This is a genomic window from Streptomyces sp. NPDC107522 (assembly GCF_055657525.1).
Genome location: NZ_JBVKAU010000007.1, coordinates 333,348 through 350,707, shown reverse-complemented (window position 1 = coordinate 350,707; position 17,360 = coordinate 333,348). Strand labels below are relative to the sequence as shown.

Annotated in this window: 10 protein-coding genes; 3 read left to right on the top strand and 7 right to left on the bottom strand. The window is 71.5% G+C overall.

Annotation, left to right across the window (positions count from 1 at the left end; translation table 11 throughout):
- Nucleotides 1-79: 79 nt before the first annotated feature.
- From ACZ7L6_RS24880 to ACZ7L6_RS24870, 3 genes are all read right to left on the bottom strand, one after another.
- Nucleotides 80-1,861 (bottom strand): serine/threonine-protein kinase, encoded by a 1,782-nt coding sequence (locus ACZ7L6_RS24880; RefSeq protein ID WP_471927382.1) that lies wholly within the window; start codon nucleotides 1,859-1,861, stop codon nucleotides 80-82.
- Nucleotides 1,862-1,899: 38 nt separating this feature from the next.
- The gene (locus ACZ7L6_RS24875; protein WP_471927380.1) at nucleotides 1,900-3,588 is read right to left on the bottom strand and encodes a serine/threonine-protein kinase; all 1,689 of its coding nucleotides are present in this window, start codon (nucleotides 3,586-3,588) and stop codon (nucleotides 1,900-1,902) included.
- Nucleotides 3,589-3,680: 92 nt separating this feature from the next.
- Nucleotides 3,681-4,823, bottom strand: coding sequence for a serine/threonine-protein kinase (locus ACZ7L6_RS24870; RefSeq protein ID WP_471927378.1), 1,143 nt, complete (start codon nucleotides 4,821-4,823; stop codon nucleotides 3,681-3,683).
- Nucleotides 4,824-5,057: 234 nt separating this feature from the next.
- Between ACZ7L6_RS24870 and ACZ7L6_RS24865 the strand changes: the two genes are divergently transcribed.
- Nucleotides 5,058-5,471, top strand: coding sequence for a hypothetical protein (locus ACZ7L6_RS24865; RefSeq protein WP_471927376.1), 414 nt, complete (start codon nucleotides 5,058-5,060; stop codon nucleotides 5,469-5,471).
- Nucleotides 5,472-5,591: 120 nt separating this feature from the next.
- Here the strand turns inward: ACZ7L6_RS24865 and ACZ7L6_RS24860 are convergent, their stop codons facing one another.
- The 3 genes from ACZ7L6_RS24860 to ACZ7L6_RS24850 all read right to left on the bottom strand — a co-directional run bounded on the left by ACZ7L6_RS24860 (nucleotide 5,592) and on the right by ACZ7L6_RS24850 (nucleotide 12,701).
- Nucleotides 5,592-7,196, bottom strand: coding sequence for a serine/threonine-protein kinase (locus ACZ7L6_RS24860; RefSeq protein ID WP_471927374.1), 1,605 nt, complete (start codon nucleotides 7,194-7,196; stop codon nucleotides 5,592-5,594).
- A gap of 151 nt (nucleotides 7,197-7,347) precedes the next feature.
- Nucleotides 7,348-10,374 carry a protein kinase gene (locus ACZ7L6_RS24855; protein WP_471927372.1) on the bottom strand — a complete coding sequence of 1,009 codons (3,027 nt, stop codon included), beginning with the start codon at nucleotides 10,372-10,374 and terminating at the stop codon, nucleotides 7,348-7,350.
- A gap of 185 nt (nucleotides 10,375-10,559) precedes the next feature.
- Complete coding sequence (locus ACZ7L6_RS24850) at nucleotides 10,560-12,701, bottom strand: serine/threonine-protein kinase (protein ID WP_471927370.1); 2,142 nt, start codon at nucleotides 12,699-12,701, stop codon at nucleotides 10,560-10,562.
- Between the two features lie 266 nt (nucleotides 12,702-12,967).
- On the opposite strand from ACZ7L6_RS24850, the gene ACZ7L6_RS24845 reads away from it, so the two are divergent.
- Nucleotides 12,968-13,975: a serine hydrolase domain-containing protein gene (locus ACZ7L6_RS24845; RefSeq protein ID WP_471927530.1), complete on the top strand. Its 1,008-nt coding sequence runs from the start codon at nucleotides 12,968-12,970 to the stop codon at nucleotides 13,973-13,975.
- A gap of 100 nt (nucleotides 13,976-14,075) precedes the next feature.
- On the opposite strand, the gene ACZ7L6_RS24840 is transcribed toward ACZ7L6_RS24845, so the two are convergent.
- A complete protein-coding gene (locus ACZ7L6_RS24840; protein WP_471927368.1) occupies nucleotides 14,076-15,782 on the bottom strand; it encodes a glycerol-3-phosphate dehydrogenase/oxidase in 1,707 nt (568 codons plus the stop codon).
- Nucleotides 15,783-16,044: 262 nt separating this feature from the next.
- Between ACZ7L6_RS24840 and ACZ7L6_RS24835 the strand changes: the two genes are divergently transcribed.
- Nucleotides 16,045-17,253, top strand: a complete 1,209-nt coding sequence (locus tag ACZ7L6_RS24835; protein WP_471927366.1) for a nucleotide sugar dehydrogenase — start codon at nucleotides 16,045-16,047, stop codon at nucleotides 17,251-17,253.
- Nucleotides 17,254-17,360: the final 107 nt, after the last annotated feature.

Sequence of the window (17,360 nt, the reverse complement as noted above, 5' to 3'; positions counted from 1 at the left end):
CCGAGTGCTCACATGCCGCCAGTGTCCACTGGCAACAAACGCGCTGATCAGGGCGTTGCCGACGATGATCGGGTGCCGGTCAGTCCGGTCCGATCTCGAGTCGGTCACGGGCTCCCTTGAAGACCGCAGTGCCCTTCTTCTCCGTGGGCGTTCCCTTGGGCATGTCGACGCGCAGCTCGTACATGCGGTCGTCGGCGGTGGCCACGAACAGTTGCATGCAGCGGGTCGGGGACTCCTCCTTGTCGTAGGCGGTGTCGACGAGGACGGCGTCGTAGCCCTTGAAGGTTGTGCGTGTGTACTGGCCGCTCGCGTCGTGGTTGTAGCTGTTCCAGGTCTCCTGCGCCTGCTCGGCCTGGTCCAGCAACGGGCCCGGCGACTTGTCCCACTGGGTGAGGCGCACCTGGACGAGGCCGGCCTCGATGTCGTAGACGACGAGCCGGGGCTGGTCGGTGGCGCTGCCCTCCCGCGCGGCCTCCTTGTAGTCGGCGGGGAGGGAGAGGACGGCGTTCATGTCCTTCTCCGTGTGGGCGATCCAGGTGCCGCCGCCGGGGGTGGGTGTCGGGGTGGTGGGGCTGGGGGTTCGGGCCGGGGCCGAGGGGGCCGAGCTGTAGGTGGGGTTCGTCTCCTTGACGTCGTCACCCTTGTCGACGAGGAAGGAGGAGGTGGTGAACCAGGTGCCGGCCACGAGGAGGGCGCCCAGCACGGCGACGGGGACCGGGCGGAGGAGGAAGCGGCTCCTGTGCTTGAGGGACGGGGACGCGGAGGGGGATGGGGTCACGGTGGGGGACGTCGCGTCGGACGACGACTCGGACACCGGCTTCGGTGTCGCCCCGGCAGTCGACTCCGGCGCCCCTCCGGCAGCCGCCCCGGGCCCCGGCTCACCCGCCGGTCCATCCGCCGCCGGTCCCCCCGAAACCGCCGCGCCTCCCAGCCGTACCGTCCCCGAATCCTCCGCGAACTCCCGCAAGCCCGAAGCGTCCTGCGGCCCCGCCGGTGCCGAACCCCCGGAGGGCTCCGGCACCGGCCACCCCTCCGCCACCGCCTCCAGAACCGCGCCCGTCTCCTCCGCGCGGGGTCGCCGTTCGGGATCCTTCTCCAGGAGCCGTACGATCAACGACCCGAGCGGCCCCGCCTGTTTCGGCTCGGGCGGATCGGCGGAGAGGATCGCGGCGAGCGTGGACTCCAGGGTCGTACGGCGAAACGGCGACCAGCCCTCCACGGCGGCGTACAGGAGCACGCCCAGCGACCACAGGTCCGAGGCGGGGCCGGCGCCGCGGCCGGACATCCGCTCGGGGGCGATGAACTCCAGGGAGCCGATGAACTCGCCGCTGACGGTGAGGGATTCCTCGCCCTGGATGTGGGCGATGCCGAAGTCGGTGAGGACGACGCGGTCATGGCGGCCGAGCAGGACGTTGGCGGGCTTGACGTCACGGTGCACGATGCCGACGTCGTGCGCGGCGCGCAGGGCGCCGAGGACGGCGAAGCCGATGCGGGCGGACTCGGCGGGCTCGAGCGGCCCGCGCTGGAGGACCTCGTGCAGGGACTCGCCGCGGACCAGTTCCATGACGATCCAGGGCAGCCCGTCCTCGACGACGACGTCGTGGATGGAGACGGCGGCCGGATGGTCGACGCGGGCGGCGGCGCGGGCCTCACGGTAGAGCCGGTGGGCGGCGCGCTGATGAGTCGCGTCCTCCGGGTCGCCGGGCAACCTCGGCTGCTTGACGGCGACTTCACGGTCCACCAGTTCGTCGAGCGCCCGCCAGACGGTGCCCATGCCGCCGGAGCCGATGCGCTCGACCAGCCGGTAACGTCCGCCGATCACACGCCCCTTGCGGCCGGGGCCGCCCCCGTCGTTGGTCATGTCCCATGCCTACCTTGAGGGACAGGCCCTTGGCCAGTTCAGAGCTCGCCGACGTCCCAGCTCTCGACCGCGGCCCGGGCGATTTCGCGGCCCTCGTCGGTGAAGTGGCCCTTGCCCGGATAGTCGATCCAGAGCCGGTACATGTCGCCGTTGTCCGCCCGGTAGTAGAGGACGCGGGCCTCGCGCAGGCGCGGGTTCGTTGTGTCCGTGCTGGTGTAGACGACGGTGTTCTCGGCGGCCCTGCGTTCCTTGTAGGTGGCCTCGTGCGGCTGGCCCTTGGGGGCGGGGTCGGTGGCGATGCCCCAGCCGTACTCGCCGTCCTTGACCAGCTCCCAGTCGTCGTACGCCTTGTCCAGCGCGGAACCCGGGATCTCGTCGTCCTTGTCGTCCTTCTTGATGTCGCGGTCCACACTGATCCAGACCGCCCCGCTCGGGTCGTTGAAGTACACGACGGTGCCGTCCGTGTCCTCGGGCACGCTCTTCACGAACCCGCCGGGCACACCGACGCTCGAGCCGACCTTCGTGCCGAGGTCCTTCTGCTCCCACCCGTCCGGCAACGGCCCCGCGAACGGGTCCGCCAGCAGCAGATACGCCGCCACCGCCCCCGCGACCACCGCCGCCCCGAGTCCCATCAGCGCCTTGCGCCCCAGCCGTACGCCTCCCTTCGCGTCCTCGCCGACCCGCACGACCTGCGTGGCGGCGACCGGCGCCGGCGGATTGGCCGCCTGTTCCAGCAGCGCACGCGTCTGCGCGGCGTTCGGGCGGCGTGCCGGGTCCTTCTGGAGCAGGCCGTTGATGGCCTCGGCGAGCGGGCCCTGGGCGGAGGCGGGCGGGGCGGGAACGGCGTTCAGGACGGACTGGAGGGTCGCCGGGGTGTTGCTGCGGCGGAACGGCGAGACGCCCTCCGTCGCCGCGTACAGCACGACGCCCAGGGACCACAGGTCGCTCGCCGGACCCGGCCGCTGGCCCAGCACCCGCTCCGGCGCGATGTACTCGGGCGAACCGACGAAGCCGCCGGTGTCGGTGAGGTTGGTCTCGCCCTCGATCTGGGCGATGCCGAAGTCGGTGAGGACGACGCGGTCATGGCGGCCGAGCAGGACGTTGTCCGGCTTGACGTCACGGTGCAGGATGCCCGCCGCGTGGGCGGCCTCCAGCGCGCCGAGCACTTCGAGGCCGATTCTCGCCGCTTCACGGGCCCCGAGCGTGCCCTCCTGCAGCGCATCGCCCAGCGAACGGCCCTGCACCAGCTCCATCACGATCCAGGGCCGTCCGTCCACGACCGCCACGTCATGGACGTTCACGACCGCCGGGTGGTCGAGCCTGGCCGCGGCGCGTGCCTCGCGGCGCATCCGCTCGAAGACGTTGTCTCGTTCGCGTTCGGGAAGATGGTCCGGTACGCGGGGCTCCTTGACGGCGACCTCGCGGTCCACCGTCTCGTCCTTGGCCCGCCAGACCGTGCCCATGCCGCCGTGCCCGAGCTTGGCGAGCAGCCGGTAACGGCCGGCTATCAGACGTCCGGTGCCGGGGTCCGGGGTGGGCGCGGGGGGCTGGGCGGGCGCGGGGGGCTGGGCGGCCGGGGCCTGTTGGGGTACGACCTGGGTCGGCGCCGCATACGGGTTGTCCGGGTGCGGCACAGGCGCGGACGGGTTCGGGTTCGGCTGCGGCGGTTGCAGGCCGAAACTCGTCGGCTCGTCGGAACGGTAAGGGGCTCCCCCGTTGCTGCTCATGGCTCAATCCATATCGCGGCAAGCGGTCAGGCATCCAGCGGGAATGCTTTCCGGTCACAGAGCCGTGACTCAGGTCGCGACTTATCTCCCCTTTATTCAGAGTTGGTGGGTACGGGGCTCGAGGTGGTGGGTGAGGGGGACACGCCAGGCGTGCTGGGTGTGGCCGATGTGCTGGGTGTGCTGGAGGAACTCTCGGTACCGGGTTTCGTCGAGGGGCTCGTCGGCGCCGAACTGGTCGGCGCGACACCCCCGTTCCCGTCTCCGTTCACGAGCAACGCCGCCGCCGACACCCCCGCCACCGCCATCGCGGCGACCAGCACCGCGGTGGCCAGGATGCTGCGCGGCGAGTACCGCTGCTCAGCCCTGCCGAACCGTTTCGGCACAGGTGCGGACACGGGCGGCTGCCCCGTCTCCAGGAATTCCCGCAGCAGCCGCTCGGCCCCCGCCGCATCCAGCCGCCGCCCCGGATCCCGCTCCAGCAGCCCCTGCACGACGGGCAGGATCGGCGCCGCCTGCGCCGGCGGACGTATCTCCTCGGACACGACGGCGAGCACGGTGCCGCTCAACGAGTCGCGCCGGAACGGCGATTCACCGCTCAGGGCCGCACACAGCAGCGCGCCCACCGACCACAGGTCGGAGGCGGGACCGGTCCTGGACCCGGACATCCGCTCGGGCGCGGTGTACTCGGGCGAGCCGACGAAGGACCCGGACTCGGTGAGCGTGGGCGTGCCCGGCACCTGGGCGATGCCGAAGTCGGTGAGGACGACGCGGTCGGTGCCGTTCTCGATGACGACGTTGGCCGGTTTGATGTCCCGGTGCAGGACGCCGGCCGCGTGCGCCGTGCGCAACGCGTTCAGCAGGTCGGCGCCGATCCGGGCGGCCTCCGGCGCTTCGACGGGCCCGTGTGTCGCGATCCGGTCGGCGAGGGAGTCGCCGTCGATCAACTCCATGACGATGTAGGGGCGTTCGTCGTCCTCCACGACGTCATGGACGACCATGACGTTCGGGTGGCTGAGCTGTGCGACCGCCTGGGCTTCGCGCAGTGTGCGTTCGCGCTGCAGCCGGGCCTCGGCGGCGGAGAGCGTCTCGTCGAGGGGGAGTTCCTTGACGGCCACCGCTCGCCCCAGCAACTGGTCGGTCGCCCGCCACACGACGCCCATGCCGCCGCGACCGAGCCTCGCCTCGAGACGGTAACGCCCCGCGATCACACGGAAGTTGTCCCCCTCGGTCCCCATGGGCCTCATCATGCCGCACCGGACGAACGCCTTCCGGGGCGGTGACCGGCCAAGTAGCAGGCCTTGGCGCGGACCATGCCGGAACGGTGGCCAGGGGCGATCGTTTTCAGCCATGGCCGGCTTTTGAATGATTGCAAAGCATGGCAAATAAACAGGCGATACGCACCATTCCGGGCAATACGGGTGGCTGGAATCTTGCTGCCAGGTGGATCATGGAAGCCTTAACATTTCTTTATGGGAAACACATTGAAGCGCCTTTCCGTCACGAGTGTCGCGGCGGTGGCGATATTCGCCACGACCACAGTGACCAATGCCAGCGCGGCGAGCGGCGGAGCCGCGTGCTCGGTCACCGGCGCCTCGGGGAGCATGACGTTCACCAACTGGTCAGCCAGCTATGTGGACATCAGCGGTTGGGTCAAGGACACCGCTGCAGATGGTCACCATGTGGCCATTCGATTCAGATCCATTGACCACGGCACTGGATGGGTGACGGACTGGCCCTGGCGTACCGAATACGACGGAAAGGATGCGACTACCAGCTTCACCACGTATGCGGCACCGTCCGGCGATGATCTCGACTCCATCGGCGTCCAGGTCGCGGTCAGGGAAGGGAGCACGATCGTCCGTTCTTGCACGGACTGGGCCTGAGCTTCCCGCGCGACAACCGCTGTGAGACAGTGACGTATCGGCCCACGCAACGTCCGGTTGGGCCGATACGCGACCGCCTTCCGTGAAGTCGTCGTCCACAGAAGGTCACGACGTTCTCGATCAACCCTCCTGGAAGCCCCGCAGGATCCAGTCGAACTGCTTTCTGGTGGTGGCCCAGTCGTCGGCCGGTGAGGCCGCGTAGATGGCGTACTCGGTGCCGTCACTGTCCATGTACCCGATGTCGATCGCACGGTAGGGCCCCGGGAAGTGGTGCGGCGCGTCCTGGGCCAGCGCGTTCCACGTGTACTCCCAGCGGGCGCCCGGCTGGTCGCGGAAGAGCTCCTCCTTGAGGCTCAGCCGCTTGTAGTCATGCAGCCGTGAGATCCGCTGTTCCAGGTTGCTCATGTGCTCGTACGAGGTGCGGAAGTCCGGCGCGGTGTCGACGGCGACCCGCACGAGGTGCTTGCCCTTGTCGGGCGAGTAGTCGACCTGCCGGAGGCCGTCCTGGTCGATGGAGACGGACCGCTCCCATCCCTTGGGCAGGGAAATGCTGAAGCCCATTGGGTCGTTGCGCCGTTCCCAACCGGCGGGAACCATCCCCTGACCGCCCTCGGCACTCGGCGTGGCACTGGCGCTCGGAGTCGACGACACAGAGGGGGAGTCGCCGGGGCTGCCCGTGCCGAACTGCTGCAGCGCGACCGCGGCTCCCGCGCCGATGACCGCGGCAAGGGCGACGACGAGGGCGGCCGTTCGCAGACGGCGCCCCCTTTTCGGCGGCACGGCGGACCGGCCGACCTGGGTGACGGCGGCCTGGTGCAGCCTCGTGACACCAGTCCCCGGCTGCTCGTGGGTCCCCTGATGTCCGTACGACCCGTGCCACGTCGGCACGTACGCCTGCGCCGAGTTCGGTCGCCGTCCCTCCGCCGCCTCGGCCAGCATCTGCTCGGCCTCCGCCGCGCCGGGCCGGGTGGCCGGATCCTTGCGCAGCAGGGCGGTGATGACGGGCCCGAGCGGGCCGGCGTGCTGCGGTTCGGCGGGCTCCTCGTCGACGACCGCCTGCATGGTGCCCAGCGGCGAGGTGCGGCGGAAGGGCGAGCGGCCCTCCACCGCCGTGTACAGCGTCGCGCCGAGCGCCCACAGGTCGGAGGCGGCGCCCGGGTCGTGGCCGCGGACGCGTTCGGGGGCGAGGTAGTCGACCGAGCCGACGACCTCTCCGGTGCGCGTGATGGCGGTATCGCCCTCGATCTGGGCGATACCGAAGTCGGTGAGCAGCACACGGCCGTCCTCGGCCAGGAGAACGTTGCCGGGCTTCACGTCACGGTGCAGGACGCCGGCGGAGTGCGCGGCACGAAGCGCCCGCAGCACCCACAGTCCGATGCGGGCGGCCTCGGTCGGCTCGAGACGTCCGCGCTCCTTGACGGCGTCGGCCAGCGAGTGCCCCTCGACGAGCTCCATCACGATCCACGGCCGGCCGTCGTGGTCGAGCACGTCATGCACGGTGACGACGGCGGAGTGGTTGATGCGCGCGGCGGCCCGCGCCTCGGCGCGGGTACGGGCGAGCAGCCGCTCCTGGTCACTCTCGGAGACGTAGAGCGCGGCGGTCAACTCCTTGATCGCAACGGCCCGGTGCAGCACCTCGTCGTGCGCACGCCACACACGGCCCATACCGCCGCTGCCGATCGTGTCGGCGAGCCGATAGCGCCCCGATACGAGCTGGCCCTGCATCTGATTCACGTTGCCCCGCAATGCTCTTGACAGGGTCAGACTAAGGACCGGCCGACGAGCGGGGAACCACGGGGGTACCAAGGAAACCGCACTGTGATGGTTGTCGCCGACAGTAAGCGCTCAACGGTCACTCGGCGTCTAGGAGGCGCGTTCAGCCCGTCACCTGGTACGTCGCCGACGCCTGCTCGAACAGCCGCGTCACCTCGTCCCGCTCGGCCTCCGGACCGCGCACCTGCACCACGTGGTACCGCCCGTCGATCAGGATCGCGAGGTTGCGCACGAACAGCTCGCGCCCCTCGTCGTCGGTCCAGGTGAACTGCCCCTCGGCCATGGCCCGCTGGCCGACCTGGATCGTCTTCAGCCCACTGGACGAGGCCCAGCTGGAGTCGCGGTACGGCTGCAGCTCCCGTTCGTGCTCCCGCTGGTAGACCATCGGGTCGCTGCCGTACTCGTCCGCGGTGTCCCGCCCCGGTACGACGATGAGGTCGAAGTCGCCGTGGGAGTACACGACCTGTCCGCGGCCGTTCTCCGGTGTGCGGTTCCAGCCGTTGGCGACGGCGACCTGGAAGCCGGCCGCGTCCTTGCGCAGGGTGAAGCCGTCGGGGACCTCGGGCCCGGTGGTCTGCGTCTCGGTCGAACCGGCCGACTCCGAGGGGCTGTTGCCGGAACCCGGGGAGGTCTGGTCGGGCCGCGGTTCGCTGCTCGCCTCCGCGGACTGCTCGGGCGCCGGATCGGCCTGGCCCGCGGCGCCGGTGCGATCGGCGTCCGCCGTGGCGCCGCTGCCCTGGTCGGCCTTCGGCATGAACAGCATGGCGTACGCGATCGCGGCGGCCATGCCGAGCAGGACCAGCACCAGCAGCGTACGGCCGAGCCGCTTCGGCGAACGCGCCTCCTGTTTGGCCCGCTTGTGCCGCCCATGATGCGCGGGCAGTCCGGCCCGCCGCCGGCGCACCAGCTCGCCCCGGCGCCGCACGATCGGCAGCCGGTTCGGGTCGACCGGCGGCGCGGCGACGACATGGACACCGGCATCCGGCTCGGGCGCCGACCGCACCAGCGACCGCAGCCAGCCCCTCAGCTCCTCGAAGTCGAGGCGCTCGGTGGGGTCCTGACGCAGCAGCGACTCCACGACCGGCCTCAGCGGCCCGCACTCCTCGGCGAAGGCGGGCGGCTCCGCGCACACCATCTGCACCAGCTCGGCCGTCGACTCCTCCGGATACGGCGCATGCCCCTGCACGGCCCGGAACAGCAGCGCCCCCAGCGCCCACAGGTCGGTCGCGGGCCCGATCGGCGCGGCCAGCTGCCAGTTCTCGTGCACCGGCCCGGCCTGCTCCGGCGCCCACCGCTCGGTCACCGGCCCGACCACAGCCATCCGCGCCTGCCGGGCCCGCTCCGCGGCGAGCGCGGTGGTGGGGCCGCGGTGGGCGGGGGTGTGGGAGACGAGGTCGTCCCAGCGGGTCGGGGGGTGGGGGGAGTCGGGGGCGAGGGGTGGAGTGCCTTCAGCAGTCGAGGCTCCGGCGGGGGCGGGGATGCCTCGGGTGGGGGAGCCGGTGACGCCAGGTGCGGGTGCGCCGTGCACGGGGGCGCCTGGGGCGCCGGGACTGCGGACGCCCTGCGTGGGGAAGCCGCCGGCGCCGGGAGCGGGGACACCCGCAACAGGGAACGCCCCGTGGTCGGCAGCGGGAACGCCGCCCGCCGGGGACCCACCGACGCCCGGTGCGGGCTCGCGCCCGGCGCCCCGTGCGGCCGTGTCGGGAGGTGTGCCGAGGCCGGACTGGGAGCCCGGGCCCGCCGGGGGAAGTGCCGTGCGGCCGCGGCCCTCGTCCGTCGGAGCACCACCGACCGCTCCGCTTCGGGGCGCGGCACCATGCCAGGGCGTGGCCTGCACGCCGTAGGGGTCGGCTATCCGGCCCGGGGGCGTGGCGATGCCGTTGCCGGAGGGATACGGCTGGGAGGGATACGGCTGCTGCGCCGAGCCGTTGGACTGGGTGGCGGGGTCGCCTTCCGGCGCCGGGCGGGCCCCGGGCAACGCGGCCCGTCCGTTCTGCTGCGACTCCTGGACGCGGGCCGCGGCCCGGGCCCCCGCCCGATACGCGGCGATCGCTCCGGCCCGCGCGGCCCTGATGTCGCCGCCGGTTTCGAGGGCACCGCCCGGTGCCGCACCGGCCGCCCCGGTCCCGTCGCCTGCATCGCCCCCGGGCACCGGCAGCCCCCCGGCCGCACGCGCCTCGATGGCGGCACGCCGGGCGGCCTCGGGATCCGCACCGCCGGGCCCGCCGGGACCCGCCCCGCTCGCCGCACCGGCTCCGGGCACCGGCAGTCCGCCCGCCGGACGCGCCTGGATCGCGGCACGCCGGGCGGCCTCGGGATCCGTGCCACCGGCGCTGGGCGCGCCGATCCCCTGACCGGCACCGACTCCGACCCCGCCGACCCCATTCGCACCCGGGAGCGGGCCGGGCCGGCCCACGTCGGCCGCCTCGCCGAAGCCACCGCCCGAAGCAGGTCCGCCACCGAACGCCCCGGCCCCGGAGCCGCCGTGGCCGTCACCGTCCTCGGCCGGCACCGGGTCATACCCGCACAGTGCCTCCTCCGCGGCCCCGACCGCGAGCCCCGTCAGCATCACCCGGCCGTCGTCGCAGACGAGCACCGTGCGCGCGGTGATGTTCCGGTGGACCCAGCCATGCCCGTGCAGCACGCGCAGTGCCATGAGGACGTCGGAGGCGACCTCGGCCGCCCGGTACGGCGTCAACGGCTTCTCGGCGAGCAGCGCCGCCAGCGGACGCGCGGCCACCAACTCGCTCACTATCCACAGCGACCCGCCCTCGGCGAACACGTCGAAGACCTGGTCCAGCCGCGGATGGTCGGGGATCCGCGCCGCGGCCTGCGCCGCCTCCACCGCCCGCCGTACGGCAGGATCACTGGGCCGGCGCGTACTCGAACGCGCCGCGGTCCGCCGCCCCGCACCCCGGTCCCACGCGTCCCGTGCGGTGAACCCGTCGGGCAGCCCCTCGGCGTCGAGCACCTCCGCCTCGACGACCTCCGGCAACGGCACCTGCCGGACGAGGACTTCCTGCCCGCTGTAGGTGTCGAAGGCCCGGGTCTCGGTGAGTTCGTACTCGTCGGACGGCGGCAGTGGCAGGCGGTAGCGGTCGGCGAGCACCCGACCCGCATAGTCGTCCACGTTGCCTCCCCCGGCCGTCCGGTTGGTCAATCCCGCTCGTCTTGCGTCCCGTTCCGGACGCAGGACTGGATGCGTACGGTCCGCAATCATTCACGATACGTGCCGGAGGCAACTCGCAAAGAGGGGTTGCCGTATCTCACGGCTCAAACCCGGCCGTCGCAACCCGGAACCGAGACCCGCTCAGCTCACGACTTCGGCTTGAACGAACCCGTCAGCGTCCGCCATGTCTCCTTGCGCAGGTCACTGTCCCAGTTCGCACTCTTCGCGGTGTACATCAGCGCATATCCGAGATGGTCGTTCACGACGAACCCACGGTCGATCGTCCGGTACTTCGTCCCGCCCTCGACATAGGTGAACTCCCAGTCGGCCGTGTTCCAACTGCGGTAGTCCACCGCCTCTATACGGATCATCTTGTACTGCGAGCGAGTCATGTACTGCTCCTGGTTCTTCCAGTCCGCCACCGGGTCGCCCTTCGGCGTGGACGTCCAGGCGACGAGCAGCTTCTGCCCGTCGGGCCCGGTGAACCGGTCCCCCGCCGAGCCCGTGGACTGGAACTTCCATCCCTTGGGCAGCCCGATCGAGTACCCCTGGCTGCCCTTGTGGGTCGACGCGGCCCCGCTGTCGCTCCCGGATCCCGCCTCGGCACCACTCCCGCCGCTCGCGCTCGCCCCCGCGCTCGGCGTACTGCCGGCCTTCTCCCCGGTGCCGGATCCCGCTCCGGTCGACGCGGACGTCTCACCGTCCGTGCGCGTACCGCCGTTCTTGTCCTCCTTGGTGTCGGCGCTCGCACTGGCAGAGGACTTGGCGGCCCCGCCACCGCTCGCCGACGCCTTCGAGTCGTCGTCACCGTTGAGCGCGATGGCCAGCACCGCCCCGATCACGGCGAGCGCGACGACCACCGCGATGATCACCAGCGTCCGCTTTGGCACCACATCGGTGAGCGGCGCCCTCGGCACGGGCCGCGGCGGCAGATCCGGCGGCGGCACCACGGGCCATCCCGAACTCCGGCCGCTGTCCTGCCCGTTCCCGTTCCCGTTCCCGTTCCCGTTCTCCCGCTCGCCAACGCCGGCACTGGCACTGGCACTGGCAGCGGTACCGGCAGCCGTCTCGGCGCCGACCCCGGACGACCGGCCCGAAGCCCCCGCCCCTGACGACGCCTTGGCCGCACCCGCTCCAGCAGACGACCCGCCGACCGCACCACCGCGCTCCTGCGCGCCTGCCCCCGAAACAGCGGTCTCGCTCCCGGACTTGGTACGAGCAGCAGCCGCCCCGGCCGCCCCCGCGGCCACCGCTGCCTTCCGCACGGACCGCAGCGCCCCGCGCAGCCGCTCCCCAGCCTCCTCGCCCCGCTTCCCCCCGGACCCGGCACCCGAACGGCCCTTGCCCTCAGGCGCGCCGGGCTGTGGCGGCAACGGCACGACCTTCGTCGCGTCCATCGGCTCCGGCTCGGCCTTGGGCTCGGGCGCGTGGATGACGGCGTTGAGCATCGCCCGCGCACCGGCGTCGTCGAGCCGCTTGGCGGGATCCTTGGTGAGCAGGCCGTAGATGACGTCCTTCAGCGGTCCCGCGTTCTTCGGCTCCTCCAGGGGCTCGGTCATCACCGCCGTCAGCGTGGCGATCGCGGAGCCCTTGTCGTACGGCGGCACACCCTCGACCGACGCGTACAACAACCCGCCCAGCGACCAGAGGTCGGCCGCGGGGCCGGGCTTGTGGCCGCGGGCCCGTTCCGGGGAGATGTAGGAGGGCGCGCCGACGAGCATGCCGGTCGAGGTGATGGACGGGTCGCCCTCGACCTGGGCGATGCCGAAGTCGGTGAGCACGACCCGGTCGGTGTCGGATTCGAGCAGGACGTTGGACGGCTTGACGTCGCGGTGCAGGATGCCCTCACGGTGCGCGGACCGCAGCACGTCGAGGATGGCCAGCCCGACCTCGGCCGCCCGCTTGGGCTCCAGGAGGCCGTCCTCCCGGATGACCTCGGCGAGCGACTTGCCCTCGACGAGCTCCATCACGATCCAGGGCCGGTCGTCCTCCTCGACGACGTCGAACACCGTCACCGCGCTGTTGTTGCGGATCCGCGCGATCGCCTTGGCCTCACGCAGGGTGCGCGTGATCAGCCGCCGCTTCTCCTCCTCGTCGATGTTCGAGGGGAACCGCAGCTCCTTGACGGCGACCGTCCGCCCCAGCGTCTCGTCCTCGGCGCGCCACACCGTGCCCATGCCGCCTCGGCCGAGTACTCCTCCCAGCCTGTATCGCCCCGCGAGGAGACGCTCGTGATCGTCCTGACGAGTGTCCTGACGAGATGTCCCCGCCCGCTCCGCCTCCGACATGCGTCCCCTCATACAACCCGCCCTGACAGAGCCTCCATTGTCTCTCACCCGACAAGTGCCCAGCGCCCAGGGTGCCCCTGGCGTCACCGCGCCGCCGCACGGCCCGGACCTCCCGGCCACCACACACCCGAGCCCCGCTGAATCGCACATTCCGCCGCCCGGCATGATGGTCCGCGACAAGGGAAGGAACCCTCATGGCACGACCGGCGACGCCGCTGTTCCGCACGCTCGTGGGCGTCCCTGTGTGTCTGTCCCTCGCAGGTCTGATGTCCGTGGCACTCCTCGGCCTTGCCCCCATCGCCTCGTCGGCGTCCCCGGCACGAGCTACGGGCTCCCTCCTTCCCCTGCTCGTCACGCGGGGCGAGGCCCCCGCCGCGGCCCTGCTCGCCCGCGACGAGACCGGCACCCGCTACGCCCAGGCCGGCCAGGGCATCGCCCTCACCGACCACTTCCGCGCCGGCAGCATCACGAAGACCTTCATCGCGACGGTCGTCCTGCAACTTGCCGCCGAGGGGCAGCTGTCCCTCTCCGACACGGTGGAGCGGCATCTGCCGGGCCTGCTGCGCGGAGCCGGGGACTACGGGCGCGCGCTGACCCTTCGTTCCCTGCTGACCCACACCAGCGGCCTGCACGACTTCACCGCCGAGACGGGAGGCACCGTCCCCGTCACCCCGCTTCAGGCCGTACGCATCGCACTCACCCACCCCCCTGCCGAACCCGGCAGCTACTCCTACTCGAACACCAACTACGTCCTGCTCGGCCTGGTCATCGAGCAGGTGACCGGCCGTTCGTACGCCGCCGAGGCCGAGCGGCGCATCATCGCCCCCCTGGGTCTGACCGGCACCTCCTTCCCTGGCTCCCGCACCTCTCTGCCCTCCCCGCACGGCCGCGCCTATGCCACCGGCGGGACCGACGTCACCGAGCTCGACCCGCGGGTGGCCGGCGCCGCGGGAGAACTGGTGACCACGCTCTCCGACCTCGACCGCTTCTACGCAGCACTGCTCGGCGGCCGACTGCTGCCCCCGCACTGGCTGCGCGAGATGCTCGACACCCGTGCCGCACACGGCTCGTACGGCATGGGCATCTTTCCCGTGAAACTGCCCTGCGGCACCGTCGTATGGGGGCACAACGGGCGCATCTCCGGCAGCTACGTGCGCTCAGCAGCCACCATGGGCGGTCGTCAAGTCCTCACCTTCCGGGTGAACACGACGGCGATCGCAGATCCCGGCCTCGAACCCCGGCTGCTCGCCGCCGAGTTCTGCCCTCGCACCTGAAAGAACGGACGGGGTTCGAGCAGAGATCCCGACTTCCGCCACTCGATCGGGTGACGTTCCCCGATGTCAGCGGCGCAACATTCAGCCCGCCCCCGCCGTCCTACAACGGCACGATGTCCGGCGCCCCCAACCGTGCCGCGTCCGCCGTCAGATCGTCCGGCTGCCGCTGCGACTCGCGCTCGGCCTCCACCCGCTTGCGGTAGTGCTCGATCTCGCGCTCGATGTGGTCCTTGTCCCAGCCCAGCACCGGCGCCATCAACTCGGCCGCCTCACGCGCGCACCGCGTCCCCCGGTCGAACGTCTCGATCGAGATGCGCGTGCGCCGCGTCAGCACGTCGTCCAGATGCCGCGCCCCCTCGTGCGAGGCGGCGTACACGATCTCGGCGCGCAGATAGTCGTCCGCGGAGTGCAGGGGCTCGCCCAGCGTCGGATCGGCGGCGATGAGGTCGAGCACTTCCTCCGCCAGCGACCCGAACCGGTTCAACAGGTGCTCCACCCGCACCACATGAATCCCCGTCCGCGCCGCGATCCGCGCCCGTGCGTTCCACAACGCCCGGTATCCCTCGGCCCCCAGCAGCGGGATGTCCTCCGTCACGCACTCGGCGACCCGCATGTCGAGACCGTGCACGGCCGCGTCCACGGCGTCCTTGGCCATCACCCGGTACGTCGTGTACTTGCCGCCGGCCACGACGACGAGTCCGGGCACGGGGTGCGCCACGGTGTGCTCGCGCGACAGCTTGCTGGTGGCGTCCGACTCACCCGCGAGCAGAGGGCGCAGTCCGGCGTACACGCCCTCCACGTCGTCGCGGGTCAGGGGCACCGCGAGCACCGAGTTCACGTGTTCCAGCAGGTAGTCGATGTCCGCGCTGGACGCGGCCGGGTGGGCCTTGTCGAGGTCCCAGTCGGTGTCGGTCGTGCCGACGATCCAGTGCCGGCCCCAGGGGATGACGAACAGTACGGACTTCTCGGTGCGCAGGATCAGGCCCGTGGTGGAGTGGATGCGGTCCTTGGGGACGACCAGGTGGATGCCCTTGGAGGCACGGACGTGGAACTGCCCCCGCTCCCCCACCATCGACTGGGTGTCGTCGGTCCACACACCGGTCGCGTTGACGATCTGCTGGGCGCGGACCTCGTACTCCCCGCCCGCCTCGACGTCCTGCACCCGGGCCCCGACGACACGTTCGCCCTCGCGCAGAAACCCGGTCACGCGCGCGCGGTTGGCGACTTTCGCGCCGTAGGCCGCCGCCGTACGCACGAGGGTGGCCACATAGCGGGCGTCGTCCATCTGCGCGTCGTAGTACTGCAGCGCGCCCACCAACGCGTCCTTCTTCAGGGCGGGGGCGACGCGCAGTGCGCGACGGCGACTCAGATGGCGGTGCATCGGCAGGCCCCGCCCGTGGCCGCGGGCCATCGACATGGCGTCGTAGAGCGCGACGCCGGAACCGGCGTACAGGCGCTCCCAGCCCTTGTGCTGCAGCGGGTACAGGAACGGCACCGGCTTGACCAGATGCGGGGCGAGCCGCTCCAGCAGCAGGCCGCGCTCCTTGAGGGCTTCCCGTACGAGCGTGAAGTCGAGCATCTCCAGATAGCGCAGGCCGCCGTGGATCAGCTTGCTGGACCTGCTGGACGTGCCGGACGCCCAGTCACGGGCCTCGACCAGGCCGGTGGACAGTCCGCGGGTCGCCGCGTCGAGGGCGGTGCCGGCGCCCACGACGCCGCCGCCCACGACCAGTAGGTCCAGCTCGCGCTCGGCCATTGCTGCGAGTGACTCGGCGCGCTCCGCCGGCCCCAGTGTCGCTGTCCTCACCGCTGCCTCCCGCTGATCGGTCGCGTAGGCCGCACCCGTCGGGCGAAGCCCGGTTCGTACCCCCCATGCCAAATTCTGACCGGGTTGCCCGACTTCAGCCACCACGCGCCCCCAGCCTGTGGACAACACTCAAGGAAACGCGATCATTCAATCCCGCAAATCGGTCATATTTACTCCTAGTCTGACATTGCGCTCCCTCATCCTGTCCACAGGACTTGCGCAGCTGCCCCGCTTCGGTTACTGGGAAGGACGGCCCAACGCCATGCCCGCAGATCTCGCCGTCATCGGACTAGGCCCGTACGGCCTGCCCCTGGCCAAGGCCGCCGTCGCCGCCGGCATCCACACGCTCGGTTACCGGACCGGACCGGAGGCCGCCTCCCTCAGCCCCGCCGAACTGCGCCGGATGCTCTCGGGGGGCTTCCGGCACGCCACCAACCCCGCCGAGCTCGGCCGCGTACGCACCGCCGTCATCTGCCCGCCCACCCCGCGCGGCGCGGATGGCGGCCTGGACCTGAGCCAGGTCGAGGCCGCCGCCCGCACCCTGGCCGAACGACTGCGCCCGCACACCACGGTCGTCCTGGAGTCGCCCGTGCCCCCGGGCACCACGGAGAACATCCTGCGCCCGCTCCTCGAAGAAGGCTCAGGGCTGCGCGCGGGCCGCGACTTCCACCTGGCGTACTCCCCCAGCCGCGTCGACCCCGGCAACCGCCACTTCACGCCCGCCAACACCCCCAAGGTGATCGGCGGCCTCACGCCCGCGTGCACCGAGTCGGCCGCCGCCTTCTACGGCCGTCTCACCGACAAGGTGGTACGCGCGCGTGGCCTGCGCGAGGCGGAGACCGTGCAGGTCCTTGAGACCAACTTCCGGCACGTCAACATCGCCCTCGTCAACGAAATGGCCGTCCTCTGCCACGACTTGGGCGTCGACTTCTGGGACGTCATCCGCTGCGCGGAGACCAAACCGTTCGGCTTCCATGCCTTCCGCCCCGGCCCCGGCGTCGGCGGCCACGCCGTCCCGCAGGACCTCACCGGCTCCGCCGGCCGCACCCTGCGCATGGTCGAACTGGCCGAACAGGTCAACAGCCAGATGCCCCGTTACGTCGTCCAGCGCGCCGCCACCCTCCTCAACGAGCACGGCAAATCCGTACGCGCCGCCCGCATCCTCCTGCTCGGCGTCACCTACAAGCCCGATCTCGCCGACCAGCAGTCCACGCCCGCCCACGAGGTCGCGATCCGCCTGCTGGAGCTGGGCGCCTGCATCAGCTTCCACGACCCGTACGTCCCATCCTGGAACGTCCTGGACCGGCCGGTGCCACGCGCGGACGCGCTGTACGAGGCTGTGGCGGAGGCCGACCTGACGATTCTGCTTCAGCAGCATCGGACGTATGACTTGCAGGGGCTGTCGGTCAAGGCGCAGCTGTTGCTGGATACGCGGGGGGCGGCGCCTACGGGGGCGGCGCATCGGTTGTGATGGGGGGCGCGTGGGCGGGCGGGCTCCTGCGGCTGGTGGCATGCGGGGCGCGGCGCGGGTACCTTACGGAGACAGGCGGGGTCGGCCGCAGCAGGCACTGCGGCAGG